This is a genomic window from Gilliamella sp. GillExp13 (assembly GCF_001690815.1).
Classification (GTDB): Bacteria; Pseudomonadota; Gammaproteobacteria; order Enterobacterales; family Orbaceae; genus Gilliamella; species Gilliamella bombi.
The window spans coordinates 1-12,432 of sequence record NZ_LZHJ01000161.1 but is presented as its reverse complement, the minus strand read 5'-3'; the positions used below and the strand labels follow the sequence as shown (position 1 = coordinate 12,432).

The window sequence follows — 12,432 nt, the reverse complement described above, 5'->3', positions numbered from 1 at the left end:
CATGACACTTTTACATGGCAAGCTATTACTATATTAATAAAGATTAAAATTAATCTTTAACTTGACGCACAACATCAATAACTGAACCATCGCGGAAATGTACGATACCAACGATTTTATCATTAAATTCGATTGGTTTTGGTTCACCAGTTAAAGACACAGCACGTTGATAAAGCTCTTCAATGCTCATAATTGGTAAATTAGCAGCTTTTAAACGTTCAGCAATTTCTGGACGATTAGGGTTAACAGCAATACCATGGTCAGTGACTAGCACATCAACGCTCTCACCAGGAGTAACTAATGTTGTTACCTTTTTAATTACTGTTGGAATACGGCTACGAATGAGTGGCGCAACAACAATTGTTAAGTTTGCACCAGCAGCCGTATCACAGTGACCACCAGAAGCTCCGCGCATTACACCGTCAGAACCAGTTAATACATTAACATTGTAATCAAGGTCGATTTCTAACGCACTTAAAATAACAATATCAAGCTCATCAACACTTGCACCTTTTGAAGCAGGATTTGCATAAACATTAGTTGAAACTTCGATATGATCTTTATTTTTACCTAAAGATTGTCCCGCAGTGCCGTCAAAACTTTGAGTATCTAATAAACGTTTAACTAATCCTTTTTCGTGAAGATCAACAATACTTGCTGTAATACCACCTAAAGCAAATGATGCAGTGATATTTTTCGCACGCATGCGATTTTCAAGGAAACGAGTTGCTGCAGTTGACGATGCACCAGAACCAGTTTGGATTGAAAAACCATCTTTAAAATAACCAGAGTGTTCAATAACATCAGCTGCATAACGAGCGATCATCAGCTCGCGTGGATTGCTAGTGATACGCGCTGCACCCACACTAATTTTAGTTGGGTCACCCACTTCATCAACTTTAACAATATAATCAACTTGATCTTGGCGAATACTTGCTGGATGGTTAGGATATCCAACAATATCCTCAGTTAGTAGTACAACTTTTTTCGCAAATTGCGCATCAACCATAGCATAACCTAGAGCACCACATTGTGATTTTCCAGATACACCATTAGCGTTACCTTGTTCATCAGCGGTTGATACAGCTAAAAATGCGATATCAATGTTAATTTCACCACTTTGGATCAGTTTTACACGCCCACCATGAGAATGGATATGGACTGGGTTTTCCATTAAACCGTGAGAAATCGCATCGGCTAATTTACCACGTAAACCAGAGGTATAAATTTTAGTAATTACACCAGATTCGATATGAGGAATTAACGCTGAGTTACAGCTTAATAAAGAACTTGAAGCTAGCGTCAAATTTTTAATGCCTAAATTACTGATAGTCTCAACAACTTTGTTGATAACCTTATCGCCTTCACGAAATGCATGGTGAAAAGAGATAGTCATACCATCACGCAATTCACATTTTTTAATTGCTTGCTCAATAGAATCACACAATTTACGCGTATATTTAGACTCATCTTTTAAATATGGTGTTGTTGCGTTAGCATTAACAAAAGGCTTAATATTCTTGAGATCAGGATGCTGTTTAAGCAAATCATCAATTTTTTTGTTTATAGAAGTAGTCATTTTTCAATCCTATCAAATTTCTTTACGTACACCAGAATACTTAGCCAACTCGATAACTTTTCTAGCTCGAGCAATAATCGGTGCATCAATCATTTTGCCATTTAGAGAAATAACGCCAAGGCCTTTTCTTTCTCCCTCTTCTGCTGCTTCAACCACTTTTTGGGCATGTTCAACTTCAGCTGCTGTTGGAGCATAAGCATTGTGGAGCAGATCGATTTGTCTAGGATTAATGAGCGATTTACCGTTGTAACCTAATTTTTTGATTAAGCTGACTTCTTTCAAGAAACCTTCATCATCATTAACATTAGAGTAAACAACGTCAAAAGCATCAATTTTAGCCACACGTGCTGCATGTAATACTGCACAGCGAGCATAGAATAATTCTGTACCATCGCCACGTTCAGTTTGCATATCAACAAGATAGTCAAATGCAGCTAGCGCAATACCGATTAAACGTGGAGAAGATTTAGCAATAGAAACGGCATTAACAACACCTTGAGCAGATTCGATTGCAGCCATTAATTTAGTGCTACCAACTTCACGCCCACACTCTTTTTCGATTCTTTCAACATGAGCTTCTAACTCATGAATATCTTCAGCACAGTTAGTCATTGGTAAACGTACTACATCAACCCCAGCTCTTACAACTGCTTCAAGGTCTTTTAGACCAAATGGAGTATCAAGCGCGTTGATTCGTACTACTGTTTCAATTCCGTGCTCTTTATAAACAGGAAGAAGTAAAGTTTGTGCGACTAATAAACGCGCTGAATCTTTTTCCTTAATTGAAACAGCATCTTCAAGATCGAACATGATTGAATCAGGTTTATAAACAAACGAAGTTGATAACATAGCGGCGTTTGCACCTGGAAGAAATAGCATACTTCGACGTAATTTTTTCATAGTAATTTACTCCAATCTAAGTTTTCTTCTTCTGCGCCACGTAAAACTGCACATTGAACTCTAGCTTTAATAGCGCAATCAAGTGCACCTTTATCATCAATAATGATTAAACCGTCGGTTACATTAAGCCCATTTAAAGTTTGATCAACAACCGCACGGATTTGATCGCCAAATTGTTTATTAACATCACTATTAATAACAATTTCAATTCCCGTGTTTGGCATGACTTTGACTAACAAATCGCTAGATTCAAGAGTCCCCGCCATGGCTTCTTTTTGTATTTTCATTTTTTTACCTTTTAAAACGTATTAAATTTTAAATTTATCCAAATTAGCTGAAAGGTAATCCCATGTAGTAGATGGAACTAGTTTTTTTACCTCTTCATATTGCCCTGATGCCAATAATTTTCTTACTAATGAAGCTGATACAATAGTATCGCCTTCGGTTATTCGTTGAACTTCAACAAAAGTAATTGCTGAGTGATTACTAACTGCTTTATCTTCAAGCCAATAAGACATTGCTTCATTATAAGCCTTAGTTACTTCGTCATAGGGTTCAGTTCCAACAAATCGATAGTTAATATTAAGCGCTGGAGCAATATAATTTCGGAATATAAGCAGATCGATACCCATATAGGCCTGATCGATTTTTGTCTTATCTTTTAGAAAATAAGTTGGAAATGTTGCTCTTGAAATAATATAAGGCGAACTTGCATGTACTGTAACATTTTTTATCTGTTTAGTAGCATCTTTAACTAATTTCAAACGTGTATCAAATGAAAATAGCGATGCATTTTCATTGACGACAAAAACATGCAACCAATCACATTGACTTGCAGCATATTGAATAAGATATTGATGGCCTTTAGTGAAAGGATTAGCATTCATAACAATGCTACCAATTTTGCTCCCTTCTTTTTGTTGCGTGCTTAGTTGTTTACAATATTGCCTTATTCCAACTGGATTGTTTTCCATTAGGACAACAAGATCTGTTATTTCAACAATAGGATAAAACCCACATCCTTTAAAAAAATCTATATTTTCAGGTTTTGTATACAAAAAAAGATGGAAATAGCCATTTTCATTGGCATATTTTATTGCATGATCCATCAAGGTTAGATTTAGTTGATTGCCACGATGATTAGGATCAATAGCAACACATTTAATAATATTGCGATCAATACCTGCACAAGCAATAATTTGTTCATTGATTTTAGCTACCATAAAAACAGTAACTTGTGAATCCAGATCAAGATCAGAGCGAGATAGCAACTGTTTAACTTCTTTATAATCTTGTTCTGCTTTAGAAATATCAACAACGGCATAATCAACTAAATCGTACATAAATTTACCTCTATTCAGCTACTACATAATTAGTTAGTCGACCAATTCCTGTAATTTCGACTTCAATTGTATCGCCATCTTTCATAAATACTGGAGGATTACGTTTTTTCCCAACTCCACCTGGTGATCCAGTAAGAATAACATCACCTGGAGATAAACGTGTAAAAGTACTAATATAAGAAATTAATTCAGGCACAGTATGCACAAGATTTTTAACTGAATCATGTTGCATTTGCTCGCCATTTAAATAAGTAGTTAAAAATAATACTTTTGGATCAGGAATTTCATCGCTTGTTGTAATACATGGACCGAAAGCACCAGTGCTAGGCCAGTTTTTACCTGCGGTAAACCAAGTATATTGCCAGTCGCGAATAGAACCATCCATATAACAGCTATAGCCAGCTACATATGATAATGCATCTTCTTGCTTAATGCGAAAACCAGCTTTACCTATAATAATAGCTAATTCTCCTTCATAATCCAACTCATTAGTAATAGCTGGTTTAATAATGTTGGTTTTATGACCTGTTTGAGAATCAGGGAAACGAACAAAAAGTGTTGGTGCTGAACTGGTTTCATTAAATTCTGCTCGTTTTTCGGCATAGTTCATACCAACACACAAGATTTTATTTGGATTTGGAATAACAGGTAAATAAGTAATGTCTTGTTCATCAATGTCACTTGGGGCATTAAGGTAGGTTTTGGCAATAGATAGTCCTTCTTTATCGGCAAGTAGTGATTTTAAATCGGCATATTTATCACCTAATTTTTGCTTTAAATCAACAATACCATTATTAGTAAGAAGACCAAAACTTGCTCTACCAGAGACAAGATAACTGACAAGCTTCATGAAAACTCCTTAAAAGCTATTTTGTTAATTGTAAATATTAAATAAAAATGAACAACCTTAGTATAAACCAAGGTTGTTATTTAATATGTAAAATCTATACTAAGAAATTGCCGAGAATAAGTAATGATACTGATACATTGATTGCACCACCAATACGAGTTGCAATTTGTGCAAACGGCATAAGTTCCATACGTTCTGCAGCAGTTAAGATTGCCACGTCACCAGTTCCGCCTTGACCACTTTGACAACAAGAAATAACAGCAGCATCAACAGGATACATACCAAGTTTTTTAGCAACAAAGAAACCAGTAGTAACCAAACTAACAACTGTACAAACAATTACAATTAGGTTTGTGATTGTGAATGCATCTACAATTCTTTCCCAAGGAGTGATAGCAACACCCACCGCAAATAAAATTGGGTAAGTAACAGACGTTTGGAAAAATTTATAAACAACTTGTGACCCACTTAATACTTTAGGTGAAACACCAGATACTAATTTAACAAAAACTGCTGCAAATAGCATTCCTACTGGTGCTGGAATACCAGTCACTTTGTGACCAATCATACCAACCATATAAAGAATAGCTGCTAATAATACACCTGAAGCGAATGTAGTTACATCAATAATCGATTCAGTTTTAGCTGCTTTTTTATCAGCAACTTCATCATCTGCTGGTAATAGTCGACCGTTACCAGTTAAGTGCGGATAAGCTTTACCGATACGATTTAAAATACCACCACAAATAATACCAGTTAAACCACCTAACATTACGATTGGTAACACACGACCAAGCGCATCACCTTGTTCCATACCTAAGATTGAAGCGTACCCGATTGAAAGTGGAATCGCACCTTCACCAACACCACCAGCCATAATAGGTAATACTAAGAAGAAGAATGTTTCAAATGGTGTTAAACCAAGTAAATAACCAACACCGACACCAACAAGCATACCAACGATTTCACCACATACCATTGGGCCGAAGATTTTTAAGAATCCTTGGATAAGTGTTTTCTTATCCATATTCATAATACTCCCCACGATGATACAACAGATATATAAATAAAGAATATGTGTATCTTTATAGAATTTTTTTGTTGCAACAACGACTGGTTCAGGAAGAATACCATAATAAACTAATGCAGAAGGAATAAAGGTTGCACAAATTGCGGCAGCTCCCATTTTTCCTACGATCGGTAAACGCTTACCAATTTCGCCACAAAGAAAACCGAAAAAAGCACAAGTAACTACCATTACAACGATTTCGCTAGGTAATTTACCTGTTACTAAAACTTCAGCGAAAATAAGAATACCTGCGATAATAAATAATGGAAGTGGGATAACACCAATTTTGTAGTTATCCATCAGACGCCACCAATTGTATGGCCAGCCTGTTAGATTTTCTGTAACAGTCTTACCCGTTGATTCTTTTCCATTAATGTTTTTCTCAGATGAGTTAAAATTCACCATTAATTTTTTTCTCCAAAATAAGTTGATTTATTCAAAATTATTGGCGGGTATGTTTACAAAAAATTAATGAAATTTTTGTGATATAAATCATAAATTAACTGTGGTTTTTATGGTTTTAAAGGATATATGTTTTTTTATGCTGTGATACACTTATTTGAACTTAATTTAAAAAGAAAATACAAAAATGCGAAAGAAAATCCACTTGTCGTTTACCACAAAACTTTTTTTATCGCTTTTGCTCTTTTCGTTGATTGTTCTTGCGCTATTACAAAGTTATATTTGGAACACAACTGAAACAAATTTGTATCGAAGTTTGGGCGAAAAAGCGCAAATTCAAGCAAAAGAGTTATCTGTTTTACCAAGTTTAATTGAATATGTCAAAGATAAAGACACAAATAAAATAGCTAATTTAATCACAGATATATTTAAACAAAGTGATGCAAGCTATATTGTTATTGGTGATGCTAATGCTAACCGCTTATTTCATACAGCCAATAGCCCTTTACATTCCCCGATGGTAGGAGGGGATAATCAAGAGGTTCTTAACGGTAATAGTAGTATCACCATTAGTGAGGGTTCTCTTGGTCTAGCATTAAGGGGGAAAGCTCCAATTATTGAAAACGGTAAGATTATTGGTATAGTCTCGGTCGGTTATATGATTGATGGTATTTATGCATTGCATATAAAACAGTTTATACCGTTTATCATTTTTTGTTCCTTGTTATTCTTAGCATTATTTATCTTTTCATACTGTTTTTCAAAAGCAATTAAAAAACAGATGTTCAATTTAGAGCCTAAAGCAATCGCACTACTGGTAAAAAGCCAAAAGTCGATCATGGAATCGATTTTTGAAGGTGTTATCGCCATTGATCTTAATCATAAAATTATCAATATTAATCAATCTGCTCGCACAATGTTAGATATTAAGATAAATGATGACGAGTTACATAAACATGATTTAAGCGAATTTATCACCTCAAGTGACTTTATCTACAAAAAAGAAAATCAAACTGAAGACATACACGATCATATATGCTATTTCAATAACATGATTGTTATTGCCAGCCGAGTTCGAGTGGTTATTGATGATAAAATTCAAGGCTGGGTAATTACTTTTCGCAATTTTGATGATATTAATGTATTAAGTATGCAATTAACGCAAGTAACACAATATGTCGATAATTTACGCGCATTAAGGCATGAACATCTTAACTGGTTAGCAACGCTATCAGGTTTAATATATATGAAACGGTATGATGAAGCGCAATCATTTATTGCATTGCATTCTGCCGATAACCAAAGTAATTTAGACTTTATCACCAAACATTTTAATGTGCCGGCTATATGTGGTTTATTAATTGGCAAATATTCAAAAGCACACGAAATTGGCTTAAATCTAGTATTTGATCCAGCATGCCAATTAAATGCATTACCTTCACTTATCACCGAAATAGAATTTATGTCAATTTTAGGAAATTTGCTTGATAATGCTTTTAATGCTAGCTTAAAAAATGATCGTGGTGATAAAACCATTTATCTCTATCTTAGCGACGCAACAAATGAAGTTGTATTAGAGGTAACTGATCAAGGCTGTGGTATTGATGAAAATATTCGCGATTCAATTTTCGAACCTGGCGTCACATCGCAAGAAGGTAAAGAACACGGTATTGGTTTACACCTTGTTTCGACCTATATAAAAAAGGCCAATGGTTATATTACATTTGAAGATAATACCCCTTATGGAACAATTTTTTCTGTATTTATACCTAAATAATAAAAAGGCAATTATATGAATCAATTTCAAGAAGATAATATCAAAGTGCTTATTGTTGAAGATGAACCAATTTTAGCAGAACTAAATGCAGAGTTTATTCAAAAAGACACAAAAGTTAAAGTAATTGGAATAGCTTCAACACTAGAAGAAGCTAAAATAATGGTAGAAAAACTAAAACCAACCTTAATATTACTCGATAATTATTTACCTGACGGCAAAGGAATAGAATTATTTGAATACATCATCAACAATCATCTAGATTGCTATGTTATTTTTATTACAGCCGCAAGTGATATGGATACTTGTAGTAAAGCGATTCGTTATGGTGCTTTTGACTACTTAATAAAGCCCGTATCTTACCAAAGGCTAAAACACTCGCTTGAGCGTTTTGAACTATTTTTATACCGACAAAGCCTACAAAAACATGTCAATCAACGAAAAATAGACGAACTTTTCAATTTGCAAACTAAAGATTTTGTTGATATGAACCGCCACTCCAAAGGGATTGAAGAAATCACGCTACAAAAAGTCAAAGACTTATTTATGCAAACCGATAAAGCACTCACTGTTGACGAAATAGTCGAAAAAGCCAATATTAGCAAAACGACCGCTAGGCGATATTTAGAATATTGTGTACAAATCAAATTATTAACAGTCGAACTTAATCATGGAAAAATTGGACGACCAGAAAGGCTATATAAACGTTTAGGGAAATAGTATTTTATCTGTTTCAGATAAAATACTAGCTTTGAAAACATACCTATTTGAGTTTTTTTTAGTTATTGGTACTAGTAACAAAGGAAAAAACAGCTTCTATAACAACCAAATACCTATATCTACCTTATTTTGGCGTTAGAATACGCAGCAACTGAGTAAGGTAGTACGCCAAACAAGGATGTTTGGATCGAATGTTACCACCGATACTACTCATTTCCCCAAAAGGGAAAAATATTTAAAACCACTACTTCAAACAATACCACTGTCCTCTATAACTGTCTGATTTAATTAAAAAAAACGAAATAAAAAAACTTCAATAAAATCAATGCTCTACCTGAACGTTTTTAGAGCAAAAAATCTAACAATACCACAAGATTAATATACTCGCTTTACCATGGGGTTTAAATGTGCCAATAGCTAAGCGAGGTTATTCCACTAAATAGGGTGAGCTGGAATGTAGGTGTAGATATTAATAATTTCACCAAATCTCAAAATGACGGAAACATAACACCCTATTTTAATTATAAAATTAACCTATCTATAAAGCCAATCGTTTTCATCTTTACATTTCTTTACAAAAAATCCGCTAAAAAACTAGCCAACTATTTTTTAAATGGTTATACTTTTATCGCTATAGGAAAACAAGCTTATTAAATAAGCGAATAATTATAAAAATTAAAATAAAACAAAATATTACTTGACACAAGGAACGTAATGCATTATCATTTTAGGCACTGGCAAACCTATGTCTTAAATTTATCAAATAATCCTATTCGAGGAGTTTTTACACAAAACTTATTTATATCTTCGAAATTATCGCTCAAATCACCTAAAACAGCTTTGCTAGTATTAGCATTGTTATTATTGTCATCTTCATGGAATGTACAGGCGAATGGTAAAAAGGCTCGAGCAGGTAATCGTAGTGATGCAATAATGCTACAACCGTCGCCAGTTATCCATTATGCAAGGCCGAAGATATTTCCGGGTAGTGAAGAATACGCAGGTCCAGCTGACATATGGAATCCTGATAAGGGCTTTTTAGTTCAATCAACCAATCCTGAATCATACAACCTCAATTTTCCGACCACGGGTGCGCATAATTTATATTTTGATTTACTCATAAGTGGAGTAGATATAAATAAATTGACATGGGAACCGGTCACGCATGAGGGAATTACTGCAACAGTGACAAATGTTGTAGCTAATGATAAGTGGATTCCTCATGAAGATAAGGGAGAAGTTGTCGCCCGTGTTAAGCTAACAGGTCCAGAGGCAAGAAATCAATGGGATAATCGGAATCCTAGTCGAATTACTGTACCAAAGTTACCGCAGACGTTTGAGTTAGTGGGTAGAGATATATATGGCGTTGAGGTAGTAAAATATGGATTTGTATTAAGGCAGTGGTTCGTCAATCGGGGAGGTCGGGCGGATGAGTATTCTAATCAAACCACATGGTGTAATAGTTTGGGTTATCGCATGCCGAGGGTAAGGGATTTAACTAATTCGAAGTGTGGTGTAGAGAGTAATTATTTCCCCTGTATAAGCGCCACGCCGTCGTCAGTACATAGTGGATACCAACGTCGTATAGGCGCTGGCTTTTTCACGGAGTGGGGCGACGTGTACTTCTACACTGTTGCGGGCTTCCCCTTCGGCAACTTCTGGACGAGCGACGCAGCAGGTAGCTACCAGCTCACTGTCAACTCGACCTACGGCTACGTCTACAGCAACAGTGACATCAACTTCCGCTATGGCGTTTGCACCGCACCTTAGCTTTTAGCGTTTAGTTCTTAATCCTTAGGGCGCGGAAGGGGGTTACGGTGCTTGAGAGGATAATATAACAAAGAATAAAGCCCCCGCGTAAGTTGGGGCGCTGAGCAGGCAAAGTCTGTGAACCTTGTGCTTTAATGGCAGAAAATCAAAATAGACCCGACCGATACGACTTAAAAACTTGCGCTTTTGTTATTAACTGACTGTTATTAACTGACTGTTATTAACTGGCTGTTATTAACAAGTTATTATTAAATAACTATTATCAAATAACAAAAGCGCTTTTATTAAAAAGCCAAATGCAACGTAATAAAAAAATAACTAGCCTATAAATGTTTGATTTTATTTAGAAATGCAAATAAAAACTTCAATAAAATCAATAGTCTACCTGAACGATTTTAGAGCAAGAAACACGCTTATAGCACTACAATGTTAATCAGCCAGCTTTATCACAGCATCAAAATATGCCGATAACGAAGTAAAGCTAGTACGCTAAACTAGGTTGTTGGGCGTGTTTGTGTTTTAGATGTTATCAGCAATATTAATCATTCCGTAAAAGTCAAAAAGTCCTAAAGATAATACCCTATTTTAATTATAAAATTCACCTATCTCTAAAGCCAATCGTTTTCATCTTTACATTTCTTTACAAAAAAGTCCGCCAAAAAACTAGCCAACTATTTTTTAAACGGCTATACTCTTATTGCTTTAGGAAAATAAGCGAATAATTACAAAAATTCAAATAAAACAAAATATTACTTGACACGAGGAACGTAATGCAGTATCATTTTTGGCACAAGGCACAAGCACTGGCTAACCTAGGTCTTAAATTTATCTAATAACCCTATTCGACGAGTTTTTGCACGAAACTCATTTATATCTTCGAAATTATCCATAAAATTATTTTCAAAAGTTCCATTGGTATTAGCGCTATTGTTGTTATTGCCGTACTCTATAGAATCGCAGGCTTTGTCGGCAACGACTTCTGAGCGCATTCACGGTACTGCGCCTTATTTAACTTTTGATGGCGGTGTTACTAAAGTGACTAAAACAGATGACTTATTAACTATTAAATTATCAAATGGACGAACATTCACACCGCAAAATAATCCTTCATCATCGACAGTTCCAATCGAGTTACCTAACATAGGGGATACTTTGGCTAATATCGATATGATAGTCCAGCCAGCTGATTCAGTGAGCTTAAATGATTTGGTGACACAAGGTAAATGGGGCGATGATGATGGTGATAATCAGGTAACGGCAATGGGAAATATATCGGTATCATTTATGGATAAAAATGGTAATACCGTTAGTCGTCGTGATGCTTTAGATATTTGTAAGGTGGATCGGCTACACTAATTAGTACCAGTTTTATAAGGTCATTGTTATGATAAACTAAAAATAAGAGAAGGTAACAACAATGGCAATCGATTCATCACGAAGAACAAAACGTAGCTTTACTAACGAGTTCAAAAAACAAATGGTCATGCTATATCAAAATGGTAAAAAACGTGCGGATATCGTCGCAGAGTATGACCTCACCAAATCAGCATTAGATAATTGGATAATGCAGTACCAAACTACCGGCTCATTCATCGCAAAAGATAATCGTCGAACTGAAGATAACGAACTTATCGCGCTACGCAAAGAGAATAAACGCTTGTTAATGGAGAATGATATCCTAAAGCAAGCGACGTTGATAATGGGAAGAAAATCGAGTTAATTTTACATAATAAGCATCGATACAGCTTACGTGCATTATGTCGATGTTTAAATGTAACCCGAAATCGTTTCTATTATCAACGGCAATTAACGCAGCAATCACAAGATATATCACTGAGTGAAATAGTGGGTGAAATTTTTAATACTAATTATCGTGCTTATGGTACAAGGCGTCTGCAAGCAGAGCTGAGAAAGCAAGGCATAACCGTATCTCGACGCCGAATAGGTCGAATCATGGCGAAAAATGGCTGGGTTTCGAAATACACCTGTAAAAAATATTGTATTCATACAGAAAAAAGCAATGAA

At 35.2% G+C, this 12,432-nt stretch carries 11 protein-coding genes and 1 pseudogene; 6 read left to right on the top strand and 6 right to left on the bottom strand.

The window, feature by feature from the left end; all coding sequences use genetic code 11:
- Positions 1-49: 49 nt before the first annotated feature.
- The 6 genes and pseudogenes from citF to A9G37_RS11590 all read right to left on the bottom strand — a co-directional run.
- Complete coding sequence (citF, locus tag A9G37_RS11615; RefSeq protein WP_051634295.1) at positions 50-1,579, bottom strand: citrate lyase subunit alpha; 1,530 nt, start codon at positions 1,577-1,579, stop codon at positions 50-52.
- Between the two features lie 12 nt (positions 1,580-1,591).
- Complete coding sequence (gene citE, locus A9G37_RS11610; RefSeq protein ID WP_034914409.1) at positions 1,592-2,479, bottom strand: citrate (pro-3S)-lyase subunit beta; 888 nt, start codon at positions 2,477-2,479, stop codon at positions 1,592-1,594.
- Positions 2,476-2,766 (bottom strand): citrate lyase acyl carrier protein, encoded by a 291-nt coding sequence (gene citD / locus A9G37_RS11605; protein WP_034914413.1) that lies wholly within the window; start codon positions 2,764-2,766, stop codon positions 2,476-2,478. The genes citE and citD overlap by 4 nt, the downstream gene beginning before the upstream one ends.
- A 21-nt stretch (positions 2,767-2,787) precedes the next feature.
- On the bottom strand, positions 2,788-3,822 hold the full coding sequence (citC, locus tag A9G37_RS11600; RefSeq protein ID WP_065575590.1) for a [citrate (pro-3S)-lyase] ligase: 1,035 nt from the start codon (positions 3,820-3,822) through the stop codon (positions 2,788-2,790).
- A 10-nt stretch (positions 3,823-3,832) separates the two neighbouring features.
- The gene (locus A9G37_RS11595; protein WP_034914417.1) at positions 3,833-4,672 is read right to left on the bottom strand and encodes a fumarylacetoacetate hydrolase family protein; all 840 of its coding nucleotides are present in this window, start codon (positions 4,670-4,672) and stop codon (positions 3,833-3,835) included.
- Between the two features lie 94 nt (positions 4,673-4,766).
- Positions 4,767-6,053, bottom strand: a pseudogene (locus A9G37_RS11590) (2-hydroxycarboxylate transporter family protein); the annotation flags it as partial.
- Positions 6,054-6,330: 277 nt separating this feature from the next.
- Here A9G37_RS11590 and A9G37_RS11585 point away from each other — a divergent pair.
- The 6 genes from A9G37_RS11585 to A9G37_RS12660 form a co-directional block, all read left to right on the top strand.
- Positions 6,331-7,920, top strand: a complete 1,590-nt coding sequence (locus A9G37_RS11585; RefSeq protein WP_034914420.1) for an ATP-binding protein — start codon at positions 6,331-6,333, stop codon at positions 7,918-7,920.
- Between the two features lie 15 nt (positions 7,921-7,935).
- The gene (locus A9G37_RS11580; RefSeq protein ID WP_034914423.1) at positions 7,936-8,637 is read left to right on the top strand and encodes a response regulator; all 702 of its coding nucleotides are present in this window, start codon (positions 7,936-7,938) and stop codon (positions 8,635-8,637) included.
- A 714-nt stretch (positions 8,638-9,351) separates the two neighbouring features.
- Entirely contained in the window at positions 9,352-10,407 is a 1,056-nt protein-coding gene (locus tag A9G37_RS11575; RefSeq protein ID WP_065575589.1) for a hypothetical protein, read from the top strand.
- Positions 10,408-11,319: 912 nt separating this feature from the next.
- Entirely contained in the window at positions 11,320-11,763 is a 444-nt protein-coding gene (locus A9G37_RS11570) for a hypothetical protein (protein ID WP_141671207.1), read from the top strand.
- A gap of 61 nt (positions 11,764-11,824) precedes the next feature.
- Positions 11,825-12,127, top strand: a complete 303-nt coding sequence (locus A9G37_RS11565; protein WP_065575587.1) for an IS3 family transposase — start codon at positions 11,825-11,827, stop codon at positions 12,125-12,127.
- Positions 12,128-12,252: 125 nt separating this feature from the next.
- On the top strand, positions 12,253-12,432 hold a 180-nt coding region (locus A9G37_RS12660), incomplete at its 3' end, for an IS3 family transposase (RefSeq protein ID WP_141671092.1).